We start from the raw sequence: 22,267 nt of genomic DNA, 5'->3' as shown, positions 1-22,267 counted from the left end.
ATGCGCATCACCACCAACATGATCTATGACCGCAACCTTGCCTCCATGAGCAAGGTGAGCGAGCGCCAGAACACCGCCTACAACCAGTTGATGACGGGGGATAAATTCTCCCGCTCCGGGGAGGACCCGGCCGGCATGAGCCAGAAGATGGCGCTGACCAAGGAGATCGATCTCTTCAAGCAGTACGGCGTCAACGGCAGCCTGCTGGAGAACAGCCTGGGCCACGAGGAGACGGTGCTGACCTCCCTCAACAGCGCCATGCTGAGTGCCCAGACCCTGATCCAGAAGGCGAACAACTCCGCCATGGGCTCCGAGGAGCGCAGCGCCATCGCGAGCGAGCTGGAGGGGCTGCAAAAGCAGATGTTCGACCTGATGAACAGCAAGAACTCCCAGGGGGAGTACATCTTCGGCGGCAATCAGAGCAAGACCCAGCCCTTCGTCAAGGATGCCAGTGGCAACTATGTGTTCCAGGGGGACACGGGGCAGCGCAACATCCAGGTCTCACCCACGGTGCAGATCCCGGCCAACGACTCCGGTTTCGATCTGTTCGAGATAGTGGCGACCCGGCGCACTGCCAGCGCCGCTAGTGGCAACATCCAGGTGTCGGTGGCGGATCAGGGGAACTTCGAGAGCTTCTATCGCAACAACTATGACTCTTCCCTGCCGAGCAACCAATATGCGGTCAGCACCCTGGCCGGGCCGCCGGACACCTACGAGATCCGTGACAGCGGTGGCACCCTGCTGCAAAGCGGCGACTATGTGGCGGGCAACAAGATCCCCTTCAACGGCCTGGCGCTCACCCTCGACCTCCCTGCGGGGTCGGCGACCCAGAACTTCGTGCTGGATACCCCGAAAAACGACAACATCCTCAATGGCATGTCCGATTTCATCTCCGCCATGCGTGATCCGACCCTGTCCGAGAGCGATTTCCAGCTGGCGGTCTCCGATGCCACCACCCACATGAGCAACGCCAGAACCAAGATAGACCGGGGACTGGGGGAGCTGGGGGGAAGGATGAACAGCCTGGAGCAGGTGATGAGCTCCAACGACGGACTCAGCACCCTGAACCAGCAGGCGCGGGCCAAGGTGTCCGAGGCGGACATGTACGAGGTGATCGCGGCCCTCTCCAAGGAGGATGCAGCCATGAGCGCCTCCCAGCTCGCCTTCAGCAAGATAAGCAAGCTGACCCTCTTCGACTATATCCGCTGACGTTCATCCGTTGACCGCAGGCTCCCCCGTGCCACGCACGGGGGAGCCTCGTTTCATGAAAGGCCCGTCGTCCGGCCAATTTGTAACAACCCGTTGCCAGGGGCCCATTTGCCTTGACTCGACCTGCGCCTGGGCAGATGATGCCGCCCGCACGGTAGCGCCGTGCAATCAATGTTCGCAGCATCTCGTTAGGCGAGGCTCCTGCATAAACACAGGCCACTGATCTCACGACGTCCAGAGACGCCCAAGATCAGGACAGTTTTCATCGGATTAAGGTGTCAACCCAAGTGGCTTCCGGCATGCCGGATACGTTATGCAGTGCTAAAGCTGGTACGTGGGGATGAAAACACGCCGGACGGCGTCATTTCCTGCCTGTTACTCGTCAATCAAATTGCTGTTTTCTTGCCGTTGCATCCGGCCAGGTGCCGGAGGCGTTCAGGTTCGCCTGAAATCACATGAGGACATCTGTGATGAAGAAAACACACACCCTGCTCAATCGTCATCAACTGCTCGACCCGGTCGCCCTGCGCAACTGGCTGGCGCACAACCTGGATCCGGTGGCCCGTGCCGATCAGCTTCTGACCCTGCGCCCGGAAGAGCTCAACTGCATCTTCGATACCCTCTCCATGCCGGAAGGGGCGTCCTTGCTCGCCTCCCTCCCGGCGGAGTGTGCCGGCCATCTGCTGCTCAGGCTGCATGGCAGCATCGTGGGAATACTACAGGGCACCCTGGCCCGTCGGGACCTGCTGGCCATCCTGCGCAGGCTCGACGAGCACGATCGCAAGACCCTGCTCGCCCGGCTGCCAGACCCCGCCCGTAAAGCCTTCCAGTCCCTGCTGGCCTGGCCGAACGAGTCGGTGGGGGCCAACATGCGCCACGAATACCTGGCAGTGGAGGCCGATGCGACGGTGGAAAGCGCCAAGCAGCTGATCCACGGGGCCTGGGATCAGGCCAGGCTGTTCGGTCATCTCTATGTGGTTGACGGCGAGCAGCGCCTGCTTGGCAGCGTCTCCCTCAAGTCGCTGCTGATCGCCGATCCTCTGCTGCCGGTAGGGGAGCTGATGGAGGGGGAGGCAGTGCGCATCAACGCCCGGGCGGATCAGGAGCTGGCGGCCCGCCTGCTCATTGACCGCGACCTCTCGCTCCTGCCGGTGGAAGATCAGGGTCGTCTGGTGGGGGTCTTCCACGTGGACGATGCCGCCGACATTCTGGAGCTGGAGTCCACTGAGGATGCGGAGCTGCAAGGGGGCTCCTCGCCGCTGGATACCCCCTATCTGCAGGCCACCCCCTGGCAGTTGTGGCGCAAGCGGGTGGGCTGGCTGCTGATCCTGTTCGTGGCGGAAGCCTACACAGGCACCGTGCTGCGGGCCTTTGAAGAGCAGCTGGAGGCAGCCATCGCCCTGGCCTTCTTCATCCCGCTCCTCATCGGTACCGGTGGCAACAGCGGTACCCAGATCACCACCACCATAGTGCGTGCCATGGCGGTGGGGGAGGTGAGCCTGAAAAACCTCGGCACCGTGCTGAAAAAGGAGATCTCCACCGGTCTGCTCATCTCGGCCGCCATCGCACTGGCGGCCTGGGTGCGGGCCTGGAGCCTGGGGGTGGGGCCCGAGATCGGCATGGTGGTGACCCTGACCATCGTCGCCATCGTGCTCTGGAGTGCCACCGTCGCCTCGGTGATCCCCATGGTGCTGCGTCGCTTTCGCATCGACCCGGCGGTGGTCTCCGCCCCCTTCATCGCTACCCTGGTGGACGGTACCGGCCTCATCATCTACTTCGAGATAGCCAAGCTGATCCTGCCGGATCTGCAGTAGGAAAGGACAAGAGACAAAAAAGGCAGCCATCGGCTGCCTTTTTGCACAGAGGGGCGGATCACCCGAGCTGGAACAGCAGGGGCCAGCCCTGCTCGTGGCAGTAGCGGTGCTCCTTTTCCAGGTTCTGCATCAGCAACTTGTTCTCGTCGCACCAGTCGAGCGGCAGGGTGACCACCAGCTGATCCCCGGCGGCCTGCACGTTCCACTCGGGCAGCAGGTTGTCCTGACGCCTGTGGTGGGCCGCCACCGCGAGGCGCAGGATGCGGATGCAGCGCAGCACCGTCTGCTCGTCGTGGTTGGGCAGGGCCGGCAGCTCGGAGAGCTTGAGCCCCTTGCGATGAAAGCGCACCAGGGCCGCCAGCAGGGCCTGATCGTCCTGGTTGAAGCCGGGCAGGTCGGTGTTTTGCAAGATGTAGGCGGAGTGTTTGTGGATGCCGCTGTAGTTGATGGCAAGGCCGATTTCGTGCAACCGCGCCGCCCAGCCGAGGATGGCGCGATAGGGCTCTTCCGGCATCTCCCAGGGGCCGCTCAGGGCGTCGAACAGGGAGAGGACGCTGCTCTCTACCCGGGTGGCCTGGCGCTTGTCGATGCGATAGTGGGTGCTGAGTGCAAGCGCGGTGCGTTCGCGAATGTCGTGATGCTGCAGGCGCTCCTCGAACTCGTAGAGCAACCCTTCGCGCAGGGCGCCGTCGGAGTACTCCATCCGCTCGATGGGCAGGGAGGTGAAGAGCCCGAGCAGGATGGCCACCGCGGCGGCGAACACCCCCTGACGCTCCTCGGTGAGGCCCGCCAGCTTGAGCTGGTCGACCCGCTTGTGCTTGAGCATCTCTTCTTTCAGCCGCTCCAGTCCCGCCAGGGTGATGGCACCATCGGTCCACTCTTCCCCCTGCAACACGTCGCGCACGGTGCGGATGGAGCCCGAGCTGCCGAGGCAGCTCTGCCAGCCCAGCTTGCGGTACTGGTTGATGATGGGGGCGAGCTGGTGCTGGGCTTCCAACACGGCGGCGTTGAAGGCCTTCTCGCCGAGCTTGCCGTTGCCAAAGAAGCTCTGGGTGAAGCTCACGCAGCCCATCTTGCGGCTGGTGAGCGCCTTGTGCTCAAACCCTTCGCCAATGATGAGCTCGGTGCTGCCGCCGCCGATGTCCACCACCAGCACCTGGCCCTCGATGTGCTGGGTATGAGCGACCCCCTGATAGATGAGGCGGGCCTCTTCCTGGCCGCTGATGATCTCGATGGGGTGGTTGAGCACCTTGGCCGCCTCGCGCACGAAGTCGCGGGCGTTGCTGGCGCGGCGCAATGTGTAGGTGCCGGCGATGCGGATCTGATCCGGCTTGATGTTGGTGAGCCGCTCGGCGAACAGGGCGAGGCAGTCCAGCCCGCGCGCCATGGCCTCCTGGGACATGCGGCGCTGCTCATCCATCCCTTCGGCGAGGCGCACTCGCTCCTTGATGCGATCGATGATCTGCATCCGCCCCTCGGTGAGGCGGGCAATGACCATATGGAAGCTGTTCGAGCCCAGATCGACAGCGGCGTACAGACTATTGTCCATGGTTTGACTCTATGCGTTTGAGGTAGTCGTAAATCGCCACCTGGGAACGGACCTTGCGGCGGTTGCCCCGCTTCACGTACTCGTTCTTCTGGTCGGCATCGATCACCCGCGCCTTGCAGGTATCACTCAGTTGTAGCTCGAGAATGTCGAGGATGCGCTGCTTGAGCCGCTCGTCATAGATGGGGGTGCCCACCTCGATGCGACCGTCGATGTTGCGGCTCATCCAGTCGGCACTGGAGATATAGAGCTGGGGATTTCCCTTGTTGTGGAACACCATCACCCGCGGATGTTCGAGGAAACGGTCGATGATGCTGATGACCCGGATGTTGTCGCTCAGACCCGGCACCCCCGGGCGCAGGGCGCACATGCCCCGGATGATCATCTGGATGGGCACCCCGGCCTGGCCGGCGGCATAGAGCCGGTTGATGAGGTCTCTGTCCACCAGGTTGTTGATCTTGAGGGTGATGCCGCTGGGTTGCCCCGCCTTGGCGTTGGCCAGCTCGTTGTCGATGAGGCGATAGAGCTGGCGGCGGCTGTTGATGGGGGAGACCAGCAGGTGGTTGAACTTGTAGCGCCGGTACGGGTACTCGATGTACTCGAACACGCTCTCCACCTCGGCGGTGATGTCCGGATGGCGGGTCAGCAGGGAGAAGTCGGTGTAGATCTTGGCGGTCTTCTCGTTGAAGTTGCCGGTCCCGATATGGGCGTAGCGCACCGCCTCGCCGTTCTCGTGGCGGGTGATGAGGCAGAGCTTGGAGTGGATCTTGAGGCTGGGCACCCCGAACACCACCTTGACGCCTGCGTCGGTCAGGATGTTGGCCCAGTCGATGTTGGCCGCCTCGTCGAAGCGGGCGCGCAACTCCACCACCACGGTCACCTTCTTGCCATTGTTGGCGGCGTCGATGAGGGAGTGGATGATCCGCGACTTCTTGGCCACCCGGTAGATGTTGATGCGAATGGCGCTGACCGCCGGGTCGAAGGCCGCCTGGCGCACCAGCTCGGTGAAGTGGTGGAACTTGTGGTACGGGTAGTAGAGCAGGATGTCCTGCTTGGCGATGGCGTCGAAGGCGTTGACGAAGCCGTCAAAGTCGCGGCAGTCCAGTGCCGGCAGCTTGGGGTTTTCCAGATAATCCCGGCCCACATTGGGGAAGCCGATGAAATCCTTGAAGTTGTGATAGCGCCCACCGGGCATGATGGCGTCGTAGGAGCTGATCTGCAGCTTGAGCTTCAAGAAGCTTATCATGGCCGCCGGCATCTCCCGCTCGTAGACGAAGCGCACCGGCATGGCAGTGAGGCGCTGTTTCAAGCCGTCACTCATCTTGTCCACCAGGCTGAGGTCCAGCTGGTCGGAGAGGTCATATTCGGCATCCCGGGTCAGCTTGACCGCGTAGGCGGCAATCTCGTCGTAGTCGAAGAAGCCCTTGAAGATCTCGTCCAGACAGAAGCGGATAACGTTGTCCAGGATGATGATCTGCTTCTTGCGACGGGTGCCCTCCGGCGGTAGCTGGAAGAAGCGGGGCAGATCGTCGGTGGGCACTTCCACCAGGGCGTACTGGATCACCTGGCCGTTCTTCTTCATCTCGATGGCGAGATAGGTGTGCTCGTCTTTCAGGAACTTGACCGGGTTGACCTCCTTGTTGAGGAGGATGGGGATGATGTGGCGCAGTACCTTTTCCCGGAAGAAGATCCGCAGCCACTGCTGGATGGACTCGGAGAGCTGGCTTTCGTTCACCAGGAAGATGTTGTGGCGGGCCAGCGCGATCAGCAGCTCCTTGTAGGTGTTGTCGAACGCCTCGCCGAGCGCCATCACCTTCTGCTGGATGGCGCGCAGCAGCACCTTGGCCTCGTCGTCGCCGCCGTGGACTTCGTTGATGAGGATGCGGCGCTTGACGTCCGACACCCGTACCTTGAAGAACTCGTCCTGATTGGAGGAGAAAATCCCGAGGAAACGGACCCGCTCGATGAGGGGTACCGTCTTGTCCATCGCCTCTTGCAACACCCGTTCATTGAATGAGAGCCAGCTAAGCTCTTTCTCTTCATACTGCTTGTCGGTGCTCATCTGGTGCCTCTTTGCTCTGGTTGCGTCTGCGCGGAAGTTATGGCGTCAAACCATGACAAATTTATGACAGGCGACACTATTCGCTCAGATCCTGATCGATGTCGACGACGAGGTCGTCGGAGAGGGACTCCAGGGCCGTGACGAGATCGTCCAGTTCGAGCTGCGGCGGCAGGGCCACCAGGGCGTGGGCATAGAAGAGAGGGGCGCCTGAGTGGGGCGCAGGTTCGCAACCTGTGGTGAGGTCGGCGACGTTGATGTTGAGCTGGCGCAGGATGCTGGCCACTTCGTGGACGATGCCCGGTCTGTCGTTGCCGGTGACGCTGAGCATCACCTGATGGGCCGGTTGCGGGCTCAGCTGCCCTTCGGCGAAGCTCACGGTGAGGCCAGGCAGCATCACCAGGGCCTCGCACAGGCTGCGGTAATGCTCGTCAGGCACGGCGACGTGCAAAATGCCGGCAAATTGCCCCGCCAGCTCGCTCATGGAGCTGGCCAGCCAGTTACCCTGCTGCCGGGTGATGGTATCGGCCAGGCTCTCGACGATCCCGGGTTTGTCTGCGCCGATCACGGTGACGACCAATTGCTTTTGCATCCTGCTCTCCTTGAATGGGGCTGCGTGGGGTCCGTTGACGCCTGGCGGCGACGGGGTGCGCGCCAGAACGTCCATGGGCTCTACATTGTGCCTGCTGTGACAGGCCATATGAAGCCCGCCTTGCGCAAATTCAGTGAAAAAACGCGAATGCCGGGACGGGCTTGATTTCTGCGCTGCCTGAGTCGCTTTCCCCGTGGTAGAGTGTGCCCCTTCCTTTGGTGTGAACTGAATTTGTCTTGTAAACGGGATGTGCGTGTATGAATAGCCTTGTCGTATCAGGAGCCGTGTTGCTGGGGTTGCTCCTGCTGGTGATCGTCTGGCGCAGGGAGAAAGAGGGCAAGGCCGAGCCCTATGATCTGCAGGAAACCTTGATGAGCCCAGCCGAGCGCACCTTCTTCGGGGTGCTGGATCAGGCGGTGGGGGACAAGGCCCGTGTCTTTGCCAAGGTACGAGCCTCCTATGTATTGACGCCCGAGGCGCACCTTGGCAAGGGCAAGCGCCAGCAGGCGCTCGGCAAGATAGGGGAGAAGCACTTCGATTTTCTGCTCTGCCACCCGGCGGATCTCTCTTTCCTGTGTGCCGTGGAGCTGGATGACGAGGGGCACCGCCACCAGAAGCGCAAGTCGCGGGATCTCTTCCTGAAGGCGGCCTGCGATGGCGCCGGCCTGCCGCTGTTGCAGATCCCGGCCAGCAGCCACTACCAGGTCGACGAGTTGCGGGAGCAACTGCTGCCCCTGCTGGCGAGAACGACGGCGCCGGTGGATGACCTGCTGCCCGGCGAGCGCCGCGAACCGACCTTCAGCCCGCTGCTGCTCGATGGTGTCGATCTGGGCACGTCACACCCGGGGGCTGCCAGGGAGCCCCAGGTGCCGCCCCCCCAGGCCGGAGAGGCAATGCCCGTGTTGATGGAGGAGAATCCCTTCCTCGATCCGGATGAGGAGGAGCCCCGGGAGACGATCCCTCATTGCCCCCGCTGTGCCGCGCCCCTGGTGGCACGGGAAGCACGAAAGGGTCCCCATGCCGGTCGCCTGTTCCTCGCCTGCAGCCGGTTTCCCGAGTGCCGCTATGCCGCTCCCCAGGAGAGCGTGAAACACTGATCCCTCCTCTGACGCCGCACCCTGTCGGCGTCATTCTTTCCCCTTCGCTGGTTTTCATCCGATACTCAATCTGGCTGGAAGCGTGATCCCCGTCCCGCCAGGGTCCGGGAGGATGTGACAAGTTTTGACAATCCGCCATAATTTTGGCACTTTGTCCCCCTTATGACACAGTGCGAAATTGGTTTTAATAAGCACTTAAAAAACAATAGTTTGGCGTCAGGTGTGAAAATATGGATAGGATGGCTATGGGTGTGCTGCTTGTTGATGCCGATGATGTGCGGCGCCAGCAACTGGGGACTGTGCTCTCCTTCATGGGGATCCCCTGGCAGGAGGTGGTTGAGAGCGATCTCGATGTGGCCATCGAGACTGCCGGGCCCTTGCAGGGGATTCTGGCCGGGGAACTGCGCGAGCGCGCCCTGAGTGAGCTGCTTGCCGCCCATCCTCGTCTGCCCTTCCTCTCCCTGATGCCGGCGAGCCATGGTTGCAGCAACTTCATCGGGGTGGCCGAGGCGCCCTTTACCTATGAGTCCCTCACCCGTCATCTGCACTTCTGCCAGGCCTTCATCTCCCTGCATCCCCGTCATCAGACCCACGACAAGGGTCAGACCCTGCTGCGCCTGCTGGTGGGCAAGGGGAGGGGCATTCAGGAGGTGCGCCGTCTCATCGGCCAGGTGGCCGAGACCGACGCCAACGTACTGATCCTCGGTGAGTCCGGAACCGGCAAGGAGGTGGTGGCTCGCGCCATCCACGAGCTGTCCGCCCGAAGCGCGGGCCCCTTCGTGCCCATCAACTGCGGCGCCATTCCGGCGGAGCTGCTCGAGAGCGAGCTGTTCGGTCACGAGAAGGGGGCCTTCACCGGTGCCATTGCCGCCCGGCGCGGCCGCTTCGAACTGGCCCAGGGGGGCACCCTCTTCCTCGACGAAATCGGCGATATGCCGCTGCCGATGCAGGTCAAGTTGCTGCGGGTGCTGCAGGAGCGCCAGTTCGACCGGGTCGGGGGCGGCAAGGCCGTCCAGGCAGATGTGAGGGTGATCGCGGCGACCCACCGGGATCTGGAAGCCATGATCCGCACCCAGGCATTTCGCGAAGATCTCTACTACCGCCTCAATGTGTTCCCCATCGAGACACCCCCCCTGCGGGATCGGGCCGACGACATCCCGCTGCTGCTGCAGGAGCTGCTCAATCGCCATGCCGAACAGCACAAGGGGATCATCCATCTGACCCAGCGCGCCATGGAGTCCCTGATGCAGTACGCCTGGCCCGGCAACGTGCGCGAGCTGTCCAACCTCATCGAGCGCTTGCTCATCCTCTATCCGAACCAGATCGTCGATGTGGCGGATCTGCCCGGCCGCTATCGCCTGCTGCCCTGCGAACCACGAGATGAACGGCTCACCGAGATGGACGAGCGGGACGCCCTGGCTGCCGTGTTCCAGTCCCCACCAGAGCTGGATCCCGGCATCGCCATGCCCCTGCCCATGCAGTTGCCCCAGGAAGGGGTCAACCTCAAGGAGATGCTGGCCGACCTCGAGGTGGAGCTGATCCGCCAGGCCCTGGAGTCCCAGGACGGGGTGGTGGCCCGCGCCGCCGACCTGCTCAGCATGCGCCGCACCACCCTGGTGGAGAAGATGAAGAAGTACGGCATGAGCAAGGACAATTGAGGTCAATGCTTTGACGCATTGACCCAATGCATTGATAAATAACCTCTATTTTGCTGGCATGGAAATTGAATAAGCTGACTCAATCGCCAGTTTGAGGTCAGTTTTATGACAGCCCAGCCGCAAGATACCCCGCTCCAGTCTCACGAGGTGAGCCAGCTTTACGCCATCTTCACGGCGCTGCCCACCGGTGTCTTGCTGCTCGACGGCGAGGGCCGGATCACCCGTGCCAACCCGGCCGCCAAGGCACTGCTGGGAGAGCCGCTGGAAGGCCAGGCCTGGCGCCAGATCATCGACCGCTGTTTCCAGCCCCGCGAGGATGATGGCCACGAGATTTCTCTGCGCGACGGCCGCCGGGTCCAGCTGTCGACCCAGCCGCTGCCGGATCAGCCCGGCCAACTGGTGTTCATTACCGACTTGACCGAGACCCGCCAGTTGCAGGACAGGGTCAACCACATGAAGCGCCTCTCCGCCCTTGGCAACATGGCGGCTTCTCTGGCGCACCAGATTCGCACCCCGCTCTCCGCCGCCATGCTCTATGCGGCCAACCTGGCCAACCGCACCCTCAAGCCTGAATCCCGCAGCCAGTTCCAGCAAAAATTGATGGCGCGCCTGCAGGATCTCGAGAAGCAGATCAACGACATCCTGCTGTTTGCCCGCAATGGCGACAACCAGGTGGTGGCGCCCCTCTCGGTGCAGGGCTTGCTGGCGGAAGTGCAGGCGGGGGCCGAAGCCTTCTGCCAGCAGCAGGGCTGCGCCTTGCATCTGGAGGCCCCTGAGCCCGATCTCTGTCTGCTTGCCAACAGCAGTGCCCTGGCGGGGGCCATCAACAACCTCATCGCCAATGCCCGGCAGGCCGGCGCCGATTCGCTCCTGGTGAGCGCTGTGCGCAGCGGCAACCGGGTGGAGATGCGGGTCATCGACAACGGCAAGGGGATGGCCCCCTCCCTGCTCAACCAGATCTTCGAACCCTTCTTTACCACCCGATCCCAGGGCACGGGCCTCGGTCTTGCGGTGGTGCAGTCGGTGGTACGAGCTCATCAGGGGGAGGTGAGCGTGGCCTCGGTCCCTGGCGAGGGCACCTGTTTTACCCTGTCCTTCCCCCTGCATCAGCAACAGGTTCAGTTGGGGGGAGTGGCATGAGGCGCGCAAAAGCCGGAGCGCCGGTGAAGATCATTCTCGACAAGGCCATGTTGGTTGTAGGAGGTGTGGCATGACCCAGGCTCGCATTCTGGTGGTGGAAGATGACAACGGCCTGCGCGAGGCGCTGCTGGATACCCTGCTGCTCGGTGGCTATGAGTGCCGCGAGGTGGACAGCGGCGAGCGGGCCCTGCTTGCCCTGTCCCGTCAGCGCTTTGACATGGTGATCTCCGACATCCAGATGGGGGGCATGGATGGTCTGACCCTGCTCGCCAACATCCGCCAGCAATATCCCCAGGTGCCTGTGCTCCTGATGACTGCCTACGCCAACATCGACGGGGCGGTGCGCGCCATGCGCGAGGGGGCGATCGACTATCTGGCCAAGCCCTTCTCCCCCGAGGTGCTGCTCAACCAGGTCAGCCGTTATGTGCCGGCCCAGAAGGTGGAGAAGCGTGCCGTAGTGTACGGGGACCCCAGGACTGCGGAGCTGTTCCAGCTGGCGACCCGGGTGGCCAGAAGCGAAGCCACCGTCATGGTGACCGGACCGAGCGGGACGGGCAAGGAAGTGCTGGCGCGCTACATTCACGACCACTCCAGCCGGGCAGAGCAGGCCTTCGTCGCCATCAACTGCGCCGCCATTCCGGAGAACATGCTGGAAGCGACTCTGTTTGGCTACGAGAAGGGCGCCTTCACCGGTGCGGTGCAGGGGTGCCCTGGCAAGTTCGAGCAGGCTCAGGGAGGAACCCTGCTGCTCGACGAGATCACCGAGATGGATCTGGGGTTGCAGGCCAAGCTGCTGCGGGTCTTGCAGGAGAAAGAGGTGGAGCGGCTCGGCAGCCGCAAGATGATCCCCCTGGATGTGCGGGTCATTGCCACCAGCAACCGGGATCTGAAAAAAGCGGTGCAGGACGGGTTGTTCCGCGAGGATCTCTACTACCGCCTCAACGTCTTCCCCCTGCGCTGGACGGCGCTCTGGGAACGCCCGGGTGACATTCTTCCCCTGGCGGAGCATCTGCTGGCGCTGCATGCCAGCCAGATGGGGCTGCCGACGCCGCAGCTCGCAGAGGACGCCCGAGAGCGTCTGATGGCTCACCCCTGGCCCGGCAACGTGCGCGAGCTCGACAACGTGGTGCAGCGCGCCCTGATCCTCTGTCCAGACGGCCTCATCGACTGTGAGCACCTGATCCTGGAGGAGACGGACGAGACCCTGGTGCGGCCGCTTGAGCGGCTGTCAGGGGAGGGGCTTGGCGGCGAACTCAAGCTGCAGGAGCACCAGATCATTCTGGACACCCTGCAGGAGTGCAACGGCAGTCGCAAAGCGGTGGCCGACAAGCTCGGCATCAGCCCGCGCACCCTGCGCTACAAGCTGGCCCAGATGCGTGACGCCGGCATCGAGTTGCCCGCCTAGGCCTGACAGGCGCATGGCCTTGCCGGTCCGGCTCGATTATCATGGGCCCTGACGATCGGAATCCGGCTCCCCGCACAGTACGTGGGGAGCCCAGCTAGGAGACCCCCATGATCTCTCATCGTAAACTGGAAAGCCTGCTCAACCACCTGCTCGAACCCCATGCCATCAAGGATTACTGCCCCAACGGCCTGCAGGTGGAGGGGCGCGAGCGCATTCGCAAGGTGGTGACCGGCGTCACCGCCAGCCAGGCCCTCATCGATGCCGCCGTGGCCGCCGATGCTGACGCCATCCTGGTTCATCACGGCTACTTCTGGAGCGGCGACCCGGCCCAGATCACCGGCATGAAGCAGCGTCGTCTCAAGACCCTCTTGACCCACGACATCAACCTGTTTGCCTACCACCTGCCGCTGGACGTTCATCCCGAGGTGGGGAACAACGCCCAGCTTGCCAGGCTGCTCGGCATCAAGGTGCGTCGCGGTCTCGAACCCTGGAACAGCAAGAGCGTGGCCATGGTGGGCAAGCTGGAGGAGCCCATGAGCGGCAGCGATTTTGCCAAGCTGATTGCCGAGCGTCTCGGTCGCGAGCCGCTTCATTGTGGTGACAGTGGTCCCGAGCTCATCCGCTCCGTGGCCTGGTGCACCGGCGGTGGCCAGAGCTACATCAGCCAGGCGGCGGAGCAGGGCATCGATGCCTTCATCTCCGGCGAAGCCTCCGAGCAGACCATCCACACTGCCCGCGAGATGGGCATGCACTTCTACGCCGCAGGCCATCACGCCACCGAGCGCTACGGCGTCAAGGCGCTGGGAGAGTGGCTCGCCACCGTGCACGGGCTGGAGGTCACCTTTATCGATATCGACAATCCGGTGTAGGGCCGATTAGCCGCGCAGCGGCGTCATCGGACGTGATGACAGCCATTGCGCTGGTCGATAGAAATGACAAGGGAGGCCTGAGCCTCCCTTGTGGTGTCTTACTGCTGCTCGCGGTTACTCGCTGGCATAGCCTGCCAGGCCAAGCTGCTTGCCATCGAGGAAGGCAGACCCTTCTCGCATCTGCAAGCGCCCTTCGCAGAACCACTGCACCACCAGGGGGTAGATGCTGTGCTCCTGCACCTGGACCCGGGCGGCGACCTCGTCTGCACTGTCCCCTTCGAAGATGGGGACCCGTGCCTGGAGGATCACCGGGCCGCCGTCGAGCTCTTCGGTGACGAAGTGGACGCTGGCGCCGTGTTCGTCATCACCGGCCTCGATGGCGCGCTGGTGGGTGTGCAGACCCTGGTATTTCGGCAGCAACGAGGGGTGGATGTTGATCATCCTCCCCGCGAAGTGGCGCACGAGGTCGGCGCTCAGGATCCGCATAAAGCCGGCCAGCACCACCAGATCCGGCTGATAATCCGCCATCAGGGCCAGCAGGGCGGCATCATACTCCTCCCGGCTGGCGAACTGCTGCTGGGCCAGGATGGCGGTTGCCACCCCGGCTTCCCTGGCACGCACCAGGCCATAGGCATCAGCCTTGTTGCTGATGACGCCGACCACCTGACCGGCAATCTTGCCGCCGGCACAGCCATCGAGGATGGCCTGCAGGTTGCTGCCGCTGCCTGAGATGAGGACGAGGATGCGTTTCATAGGGGAGGTCATCTGGCCGTTGATCCGATCATTCATTGAATGATGACCTGCTCCTCACCATCGGCCGCCTTGGCGATGTGGCCGATGTGCCAGGCGTTCTCGCCTTCGGCCTTGAGCAGGGCCAGTGCCTTGTCCAGCTGATCCGCCGGCAGGGCGATGATCATGCCGACGCCGCAGTTGAAGGTGCGATACATCTCGTGGCGGGTGACGTTGCCTGCCTGTTGCAGCCAGCTGAACACCGCCGGCCACTGCCAGCTCTGCTCGTCGATGACCGCCTGGGTGTTGGCGGGCAGCACGCGCGGGATGTTCTCCCAGAAGCCGCCGCCGGTGATGTGGGACAGGGCGTGGATCTCGCACTCCTTGATGAGCTTGAGCACGGGCTTCACATAGATGCGGGTCGGCTCCAGCAGGGCGTTGGCCAGGGTGGTGTCACCCAGCGGCTGCTGCACGTCGGCCTTGGAGACTTCCAGGATCTTGCGAATGAGGGAGAAGCCGTTGGAGTGGGGACCGCTGGCGGCCAGGGCGATCAGGGCATCCCCTTCGCCAACCTTGCTGCCATCGATGATCTCGCTCTTTTCCACCACGCCGACGCAGAAACCGGCGATGTCGTAATCTTCCCCTTCATACATGCCAGGCATTTCGGCAGTTTCACCGCCGACCAGGGCACAGCCGGACTGTTCGCAGCCGGCGCCGATGCCGGTGACCACGGCAGCGGCAGTGTCCACGTCCAGTTTGCCGGTGGCATAGTAGTCGAGGAAGAAGAGGGGCTCGGCGCCCTGCACGATGAGGTCATTGACGCACATGGCGACCAAGTCGATCCCCACGGTGTCGTGCTTCTTCAGGTCGATGGCCAGACGCAGCTTGGTGCCCACCCCGTCGGTACCGGAGACCAGTACCGGTTCCTTGTAGCCAGCAGGGATTTGACACAGGGCCCCAAAGCCGCCAAGACCACCAAGGACTTCAGGACGACGAGTGCGTTTTGACACGCCCTTGATACGTTCAACCAGTGCATTGCCGGCATCGATATCTACGCCAGCATCCTTGTAGCTCAGTGAGGTTTTGTCAGTCACGCGTATTCCCCGTCATATAAAGAAGTGGAGGGTAAAATTCGGGGCGTATTCTACCAGCGGGCACGAAAAACCAGAAAGAAAATCGTTTGCGCGTTTTTGAATCGAAAAGCTCTACAAGCAGTGGCTTTTGTTGTATGATTCCGCGATTTTTTTGGCGCCGGTTAGAGGAGATAATAATGAAAGTCGTTGAAGTCAAACACCCCCTGGTCAAGCACAAGATCGGCCTGATGCGCGAAGGCGACATCAGCACCAAGCGTTTCCGTGAACTGGCCAAGGAAGTGGGCAGTTTGTTGACCTACGAAGCGACCTCTGACTTCGAAACCGAAAAAGTGACCATCGATGGCTGGAACGGCCCTGTGGAAGTCGACCAGATCAAGGGCAAGAAGGTCACCGTGGTGCCCATCCTGCGCGCCGGTCTTGGCATGATGGACGGGGTGCTGGAGCACATGCCGAGCGCCCGCGTCAGCGTGGTCGGTATCTATCGCGATGAAGAGACCCTGCAGCCTGTCCCCTACTTCGAGAAGATCGTCAGCAACATCGAAGAGCGTCTGGCCCTGGTCATCGACCCCATGCTGGCCACCGGCGGCTCCATGATCGCCACCATCGATCTGCTCAAGAAGAAAGGTTGCCAGTCCATCAAGGTGCTGGTGCTGGTTGCCGCGCCGGAAGGCATCAAGGCGCTGGAAGCCGCTCACCCGGACGTGGAGCTGTTCTGTGCCTCCATCGACCAGGGGCTGAACGAGAAGGGCTATATCGTCCCGGGTCTGGGGGATGCCGGCGACAAGATCTTCGGCACCAAGTAAGCATCACCCCATCGCCGCGCCCAAGGCGCGCAAACGGAGCCGGCACCCTGCCGGCTCCGCTGTTTCTCCCCCCTTTGCTTGCTGCCATGCGCGCCTTGCCGCTACCATAAGCACCATCCCCCATTTCGAGAATCTTCTTTATGCTGAAACGCTTAGCGACTCTCCTCTGCTGCTGTCTGCCACTCGTGGTATCGGCCGCCCAGGTAACCGACCTCTATCAGGGCAAGGCTCCCACCAGTGGCGACATGACGGCCGCCCAGTCCCAGGCGCTGGGGGATGTGCTCGTCAAGGTGACGGGCAAGCGCGATATCCTCACCCAGCCGGATGTGGTGAAGGCCCTGGCGGCGCCGGCGGATTATGTGCAGCAATACAGCTATCAGGACATCGGCTCGGTCAAGTTTCTCAAGGCGGATTTCAATGTGGCCAAGGTGAACGCCCTGGTCGGCCAGAGCAAGTTTGCCCTGCTTGGCCCGGTGCGGCCGCAGGTCGCCATCTGGCTGGTGGTCGGCGAAGGGGAGCGGCGCATTCTGCCGGATCAGTCCGGCGATGGCTGGTCCGAGGCGCTGCGTGCCCAGACCCAGGCCATGGGGCTGCCGGTCAGTCTCCCGCTGATGGATTTGGATGACAACATGGCGGTCAATGCGACCGATGTCTGGGGCCGCTTTGCTGATCCCGTGCTCAAGGCGAGCCAGCGTTACGGCGCCGAAATGGTGGTGCTCGGCAAACTGAGCCCGGAGGGGGAGGCCTGGAGCATCGACTGGGGTCTTTATGGGTCCAAGCCGGGGGCGCAGGCAGGAGAGCTGACCGAGCTGACCAAGGGCTCGGGTTCAGGTACCCAGGCCGAGGTGGCAAAGGGCTTTGCCGATGCCCTGGCCGGTTGGCTGGTGCAGCAGTACGGTACCCGTCTCTCCGGTGTCGCCTCCAGCCAGACCCTGGTGGTGGAGGGGCTGTCCGATATCGATGGCATGATCCAGATCCAGAAGCTGCTGCAGGGGATGGCCAGTGTCACCAAGGTGGCTATTGGCAAGCTGGAAGGGGACAAGGTGACCTTCAACCTCTCGCTGCAGGGGGGCAAGGCCGAGCTGGTGAGGGGGTTGCAACTGGAGAGCCGCCTGCATCAGGTGGAAGACAACGAGAGCGGCCTGCGCTATCAATGGTCGCAGCCCTGATCCCGGGGAAGGATCCTGACCGCCCGGCATGGTCCGGGCGGTTCTCTATCTGCCCCGCTGGTGATACACTTGCCCGCAAATATCACAGTCAAAGCCCAACGAGTGAAGCAACCGGCCCAACTGTCTTTAGCCGTACAACTACCGGATGATGAAACCTTTGTCAGTTTTTATCCCGGCAACAACGCCCATCTGATCACCGCCCTCAAAAATGCGGCCATCGGTCAGGGCTCGCCCTTCCTCTATTTCTGGGGATCCAAGGGGTCGGGCCGCTCCCATCTGCTCCATGCTACCTGTGCCGAGGTCAACGCCCGCGACGCGGCGGCGGCCTATCTCTCCCTCGATCAGTTCGAACAGCTTGACCCCAGCATGCTCGATGCTTTGGAGAGCCTGCCCCTGGTCTGTCTCGACAGCCTGGAGGCGATCGCCGGCAACGCCCTGTGGGAGCGGGCCCTGTTCGACTTCTACAATCGCTGGAAGGAGAAGGGGGAGGGGACGCTCATCGTTACCGGCTGCAGCGCGCCACGCAAGCTGGGGCTGCAACTGCCGGATCTCGCGTCCCGTCTCGACTGGGGAGTGAGCTTCCACCTCGACGAGCTGGACGACGAGGGCAAACTCAGCGCCCTGCAACTGCGCGCCGAGCTGCGGGGTTTCAAGCTGCCCATCGACGTGGGCCGTTTCCTGCTCAACCGCCTCTCCCGCGACATGCGCACCCTGCTTGCCACCCTCAATCGTCTCGACAACGCCTCCTTCCGTGCCAAGCGCAAGCTGACCATTCCCTTTGTCAAAGAGATCCTCGAGCTCTGAGCCCGTCAGGCTGGTTTGAGGCTCGGCAACGCCGAGGCCACGAATAAAAAGAAACCCCGGCTTCAGGCCGGGGTTTTACTATCTCACGGGGCACTGTCTATCAGTGGAACTGATCTTCTTCGGTCGAGCCGGTCAGTGCGGTCACCGACGACTGGCCGCCCTGAATGACGGTGGTCACCTTGTCAAAGTAACCGGTACCCACTTCCTGCTGGTGTGCCACGAAGGTGTAGCCCCGCTCGGCAGCGGCGAACTCGGGCTGCTGCACCATCTCGACATAGTGCTTCATCCCCTCGCCACGGGCGTACTGGTAGGCCAGCTCGTACATGTGGAACCACATGTTGTGGATACCCGCCAGGGTGATGAACTGGTACTTGTAGCCCATGTCGGAGAGCTCCTGCTGGAAGCGGGCGATGGTGGCATCGTCCAGGTTCTTCTTCCAGTTGAAGCTCGGGGAGCAGTTGTAGGCCAGGATCTTGTCCGGGTACTGGGCCTTGATGGCCTCGGCAAATTTGCGCGCCTCGTCCAGATCCGGCTTGGCGGTTTCGCACCACACCATGTCGGCATAAGGGGCATAGGCCAGGCCGCGGGAGATGGCCTGCTCGATACCAGCCTGCACCTTGTAAAAGCCCTCGCTGGTGCGCTCACCGGTCAGGAAGCCGGCATCGTAGGGGTCGGCATCCGTGGTCAGCAGATCCGCTGCGTTGGCGTCGGTGCGGGCGATGACCAGGGTGGTGGTACCGCAGACATCTGCCGCGAGGCGGGCTGCGATAAGCTTTTGCACCGCTTCCTGGCTCGGGACCAGTACCTTGCCGCCCATGTGGCCGCATTTTTTCACGGACGCGAGCTGATCTTCGAAGTGTACGCCGGCGGCGCCCGCTTCAATCATCCCCTTCATCAGCTCGAAGGCGTTCAGCACGCCGCCGAAACCGGCTTCCGCATCCGCTACTATGGGCAGGAAATAGTCGATGAAGCCCTTGTCCTCTGGTCCAACTTTGTTGGCCCACTGGATCTGGTCGGCCCGGGCGAAGGAGTTGTTGATGCGCTCCACCACGGAGGGGACGGAGTTGGCCGGGTAGAGGGACTGATCCGGGTACATGGTGGAGGAGAGGTTGTTGTCCGCCGCCACCTGCCAGCCGGAGAGATAGATGGCTTCGATGCCGGCCTTGGCCTGCTGCACCGCCTGGCCGCCGGTCAGGGCGCCGAGGCAGTTTACATAGCCTTTCTTGGCGCCGCCGTGGATCAGCTCCCACAGTTTGTCGGCGCCGCGTTGGGCCAGAGTGTGTGTCGGCTGCAGGCTGCCACGCAGGTTCACCACGTCCTCGGCGCTGTAGCCGCGCTTGATCCCTTTCCAGCGGGGGTTTTCTGCCCAGTCTTTCTCGATAGCCTGGATCTGTTGCTCACGGGTCAGTGCCATATCAGTTCCCTCTTTCATTGATTTCACGTTTCCATTGACTTGTTATGGGGGCCGTTACCGGCCCGGGTCTCACAGCCGCTCGTAGCCGGGCAGCGTCAGAAAATCGATGAGTGTGTCGGCGCAGGTGATCTCGTCCATCAGGGCGCTTGCCTCGGCGAAACGGCCCGATTGCCAGCGGGCCTCGCCCACTTCGCCTCTGACCACCTCCTGCTCCTCGGCCAGCATCTGGCGGAACAGCGCCTTGGTCACTGCCTGACCGTTGGAGAGGGTCTTGCCGTGGCGGATCCACTGCCAGATGGAGGTGCGGGAGATCTCGGCGGTGGCGGCATCTTCCATCAGTCCGTAGATGGGCACGCAGCCATTGCCGTTGATCCAGGCTTCCAGGTATTGCAGGGCGACGCGGATATTGGTGCGCATGCCCGCCTCGGTACGCTCCCCCTCGCAGGGGGCCAGCAGCTCGGCGGCGGTGATGGGGGCATCCTGCTCGCGCAGCACATAGATCTGGTTCTTGGCGCCAGCGGGGATGCTCGCGTTGAACACCGCCATGGCGGTGTCGGCGAGGCCGGGGTGGGCGACCCAGGTGCCGTCGTGGCCGTTGTTCGCTTCACGCTCCTTGTCCGCCTTCACCTTGGCGAAGACTTCGGCGTTCACTGCCGGATCCTTGGCCGGGATAAAGGCGGCCATGCCGCCCATGGCCAGGGCGCCGCGCTTGTGGCAGGTCTTGATCAGCAGCCGCGAGTAGGCGCTGAGGAACGGCTTGTCCATGGTCACCACCTGACGATCCGGCAGGACGCGATCCGGGTGGTTTTTCAAGGTCTTGATATAGCTGAAGATGTAGTCCCAGCGACCGCAGTTGAGGGCGACGATGTGATCCTTCATCTGATAGAGCAGCTCGTCCATCTCGAATACCGCCGGCAGGGTTTCGATGAGCACGGTGGCCTTGATGGTACCGCGGGGCAGACCGAATTTGTCCTCGGTCCAGGCGAACACCTCGCTCCACCAGCGCCCTTCCAGATGGCTCTGCAGCTTGGGTACGTAGAAGTAGGGACCGGAGCCCTTGGCCAGCAACGCCTTGTGGTTGTGCAGGAAATAGAGGGCGAAGTCGAACAGGCCGCCGGGAATGGGGGCACCATCAAAGGTGACGTGCTTCTCCGGCAGATGCAGACCGCGAACCCGGCAGATGAGCACGGCCGGGTTGGGATTCAGGGTATAGGCCTTCCCCTCCGGGCTCTGGTAGGCAATGGTGCCGTTGACCGCATCGCGCAGGTTGATCTGGCCCTCGATCACCTTGTTCCATGCCGGGGCCAGGGAGTCCTCGAAGTCGGCCATGAAGACCTTGACGTTGGCGTTGAGGGCATTGATCACCATTTTGCGCTCGACCGGGCCGGTGATCTCCACACGGCGGTCCTGCAGATCGGCGGGAATGCCGCGCACCGTCCACTCACCATCGCGAATATGGGCGGTCTCTGGCAGGAAGTCCGGCAACTCGCCGCCATCGATACGGGCCTGGCGTGCGACTCGCTGCTTCAGCAGCTCATTGCGTTGGGGAGCGAAACGTTCCACCAGTTCGGACACCAGGGCCACCGCATCCGGCGTCAGGATCTGCGCGTAATCGGGAAGCATCTCGCCTTGAATGTGCAGGCGGGTGCTGCTGATGGTCTGGGCCGGTGCCGACATAGTGGGTACTCCTCCAAAAGTTACATTTTGAATTTATTAACTACGACTAACGTCTATATCCCTTTCTTTCAAACTCCCCGTAACAGCGGGGTAACACGATTCATAAGGTGCAAAAGAATGGCGGATTCGTCAACTTGATTTTTAAAACGGGTGTTTTTTGATGATAGTTAAGATGCTGTTTTAAATGGATTTATGTGATTAGTGTAAAAGCTCTTTGCAGATGGTTATGCTCTTGGGTCGCCGGGGCGGCAGGGGGGAGGATTTCGGTAGAGGGGATGGGTTAAAAATGTAACTAATTACGTAATAAAATTACAAATGCAAAAACAAATCCCGACATTACTCCAAGCTTTGCAAAAACAGCTGTATGAAATGCCTTCGTTCAATCCAGCCTGCATGAGGGCTATGAAGTGACCGGGTAGTGAACTGATGTTTAAAACTAAAATGTCAAATTGGGTCAAAATGGCGAAGGCGAACATGAGAGAGGGAAATGACGAGCAATAACGTAGGTTTGTATCACGGCGTGTCCATGAAGGAGAGGGAGGTTGGGGCGCAGAAGATGGTCAATTAAACTGATTTTTGAAGAAAAACTAGCATTTTATCGTTATTTGCGGTGGCGGTCTGTTGGCCGGGGTCAAGGGTGGTGCCGGACAGCAAAACCGGCGTCTTGAACCGCACTATGGCACGGGCTCGTCTCAGTAATCTTCATCCGGGGCGGCGAGATCGATCACATCGAGGTGCACTGAACTGCCAAACCCGTGCTCTGCGGAATCGAGCTCGGAGGGCGTGGGGGAGATCAGGGGCTGAACGGGCTGGGAGTCAACAGCTTGGGTCATGGATGCTTGCCTCATTGATTGCAAGCCGGTCGGTGATTCCATCACCCTAGTGTCCACCTCCCTGTTTTTATGGCCGGCGGAAAAGTTGCGTATCCTAGCGGCACTTTATGAAAGCTTCAAATGGTTCTGTATAAAATTCATGCCAATAAAAAGCGGCGACCCGATGAACGGGGGAGGCGAGAGGAAAAAGAGGCAAGCGTCGGGTGTGCAGGCAAAAAAATAGGTTCTTCGCGGGATCTTGGGGAAGTGGAAGTTGACAGACAGGGTGCTGGTAAACTGGCTGTCTCCAAACACACCACCACCATCACCCTGCTGTCGCCGTGCATCATATTGATATTGCCTCCTTCTGGCCAGG

At 61.9% G+C, this 22,267-nt stretch carries 19 protein-coding genes and 1 riboswitch; of the genes, 10 read left to right on the top strand and 9 right to left on the bottom strand.

Annotation, left to right across the window (positions count from 1 at the left end; translation table 11 throughout):
• Complete coding sequence (gene flgL / locus PG883_RS15445; protein ID WP_005329788.1) at positions 1-1,209, top strand: flagellar hook-associated protein FlgL; 1,209 nt, start codon at positions 1-3, stop codon at positions 1,207-1,209.
• A 177-nt stretch (positions 1,210-1,386) separates the two neighbouring features.
• Positions 1,387-1,556, top strand: a riboswitch (M-box (ykoK) riboswitch).
• Positions 1,557-1,679: 123 nt separating this feature from the next.
• Positions 1,680-3,023, top strand: coding sequence for a magnesium transporter (mgtE, locus tag PG883_RS15440; RefSeq protein WP_042017552.1), 1,344 nt, complete (start codon positions 1,680-1,682; stop codon positions 3,021-3,023).
• 58 nt (positions 3,024-3,081) lie between these two features.
• Here mgtE and ppx read toward each other — a convergent pair whose 3' ends face one another.
• The 3 genes from ppx to PG883_RS15425 all read right to left on the bottom strand — a co-directional run bounded on the left by ppx (position 3,082) and on the right by PG883_RS15425 (position 7,220).
• Complete coding sequence (gene ppx, locus PG883_RS15435) at positions 3,082-4,572, bottom strand: exopolyphosphatase (protein WP_041214872.1); 1,491 nt, start codon at positions 4,570-4,572, stop codon at positions 3,082-3,084.
• Positions 4,562-6,631, bottom strand: a complete 2,070-nt coding sequence (gene ppk1 / locus PG883_RS15430) for a polyphosphate kinase 1 (RefSeq protein ID WP_010675282.1) — start codon at positions 6,629-6,631, stop codon at positions 4,562-4,564. Before ppk1 ends, ppx begins: the two co-directional genes overlap by 11 nt.
• 76 nt (positions 6,632-6,707) lie before the next feature.
• Entirely contained in the window at positions 6,708-7,220 is a 513-nt protein-coding gene (locus tag PG883_RS15425; RefSeq protein ID WP_010675281.1) for a glycine cleavage system protein R, read from the bottom strand.
• 257 nt (positions 7,221-7,477) lie between these two features.
• Between PG883_RS15425 and PG883_RS15420 the strand changes: the two genes are divergently transcribed.
• The 5 genes from PG883_RS15420 to PG883_RS15400 all read left to right on the top strand — a co-directional run bounded on the left by PG883_RS15420 (position 7,478) and on the right by PG883_RS15400 (position 13,389).
• Entirely contained in the window at positions 7,478-8,317 is an 840-nt protein-coding gene (locus tag PG883_RS15420; protein ID WP_111896806.1) for a DUF2726 domain-containing protein, read from the top strand.
• 239 nt (positions 8,318-8,556) lie between these two features.
• The gene (locus PG883_RS15415) at positions 8,557-9,975 is read left to right on the top strand and encodes a sigma-54 dependent transcriptional regulator (RefSeq protein WP_270807377.1); all 1,419 of its coding nucleotides are present in this window, start codon (positions 8,557-8,559) and stop codon (positions 9,973-9,975) included.
• Between the two features lie 105 nt (positions 9,976-10,080).
• Entirely contained in the window at positions 10,081-11,115 is a 1,035-nt protein-coding gene (locus tag PG883_RS15410) for a sensor histidine kinase (protein ID WP_223916161.1), read from the top strand.
• A gap of 70 nt (positions 11,116-11,185) precedes the next feature.
• The gene (locus tag PG883_RS15405; protein ID WP_223916159.1) at positions 11,186-12,520 is read left to right on the top strand and encodes a sigma-54-dependent transcriptional regulator; all 1,335 of its coding nucleotides are present in this window, start codon (positions 11,186-11,188) and stop codon (positions 12,518-12,520) included.
• A gap of 107 nt (positions 12,521-12,627) precedes the next feature.
• Positions 12,628-13,389: a Nif3-like dinuclear metal center hexameric protein gene (locus tag PG883_RS15400; protein ID WP_442866373.1), complete on the top strand. Its 762-nt coding sequence runs from the start codon at positions 12,628-12,630 to the stop codon at positions 13,387-13,389.
• A 114-nt stretch (positions 13,390-13,503) separates the two neighbouring features.
• Here PG883_RS15400 and purN read toward each other — a convergent pair whose 3' ends face one another.
• Together purN and purM are read right to left on the bottom strand one after the other, a co-directional pair.
• Complete coding sequence (gene purN, locus PG883_RS15395) at positions 13,504-14,142, bottom strand: phosphoribosylglycinamide formyltransferase (protein ID WP_042017578.1); 639 nt, start codon at positions 14,140-14,142, stop codon at positions 13,504-13,506.
• 32 nt (positions 14,143-14,174) lie between these two features.
• Positions 14,175-15,212 carry a phosphoribosylformylglycinamidine cyclo-ligase gene (gene purM / locus PG883_RS15390; RefSeq protein WP_010675274.1) on the bottom strand — a complete coding sequence of 346 codons (1,038 nt, stop codon included), beginning with the start codon at positions 15,210-15,212 and terminating at the stop codon, positions 14,175-14,177.
• Between the two features lie 176 nt (positions 15,213-15,388).
• Between purM and upp the strand changes: the two genes are divergently transcribed.
• The 3 genes from upp (at position 15,389) to hda (ending at position 17,988) form a co-directional block, all read left to right on the top strand.
• Positions 15,389-16,015 (top strand): uracil phosphoribosyltransferase, encoded by a 627-nt coding sequence (gene upp, locus PG883_RS15385; protein WP_005302745.1) that lies wholly within the window; start codon positions 15,389-15,391, stop codon positions 16,013-16,015.
• A 140-nt stretch (positions 16,016-16,155) separates the two neighbouring features.
• The gene (locus PG883_RS15380) at positions 16,156-17,184 is read left to right on the top strand and encodes a DUF2066 domain-containing protein (protein ID WP_270807374.1); all 1,029 of its coding nucleotides are present in this window, start codon (positions 16,156-16,158) and stop codon (positions 17,182-17,184) included.
• A 102-nt stretch (positions 17,185-17,286) separates the two neighbouring features.
• Positions 17,287-17,988 carry a DnaA inactivator Hda gene (gene hda, locus PG883_RS15375; RefSeq protein ID WP_223916155.1) on the top strand — a complete coding sequence of 234 codons (702 nt, stop codon included), beginning with the start codon at positions 17,287-17,289 and terminating at the stop codon, positions 17,986-17,988.
• 100 nt (positions 17,989-18,088) lie between these two features.
• Here hda and aceA read toward each other — a convergent pair whose 3' ends face one another.
• From aceA to PG883_RS15355, 4 genes are all read right to left on the bottom strand, one after another.
• Complete coding sequence (gene aceA / locus PG883_RS15370; RefSeq protein WP_010675271.1) at positions 18,089-19,402, bottom strand: isocitrate lyase; 1,314 nt, start codon at positions 19,400-19,402, stop codon at positions 18,089-18,091.
• 69 nt (positions 19,403-19,471) lie between these two features.
• A complete protein-coding gene (gene aceB, locus PG883_RS15365) occupies positions 19,472-21,079 on the bottom strand; it encodes a malate synthase A (protein WP_270807373.1) in 1,608 nt (535 codons plus the stop codon).
• 692 nt (positions 21,080-21,771) lie between these two features.
• Positions 21,772-21,912, bottom strand: a complete 141-nt coding sequence (locus tag PG883_RS15360) for a hypothetical protein (RefSeq protein ID WP_010675269.1) — start codon at positions 21,910-21,912, stop codon at positions 21,772-21,774.
• A 105-nt stretch (positions 21,913-22,017) separates the two neighbouring features.
• Positions 22,018-22,267: hypothetical protein (locus tag PG883_RS15355; protein WP_270807372.1), on the bottom strand; the 250-nt coding region annotated here is incomplete at its 5' end.

It is taken from the genome of Aeromonas sp. QDB25 (assembly GCF_027707725.1).
GTDB lineage: Bacteria > Pseudomonadota > Gammaproteobacteria > Enterobacterales > Aeromonadaceae > Aeromonas > Aeromonas caviae.
The sequence above is the reverse complement of the archived record's forward strand: the minus strand, read 5'-3'. Positions and strand labels throughout refer to the sequence as shown.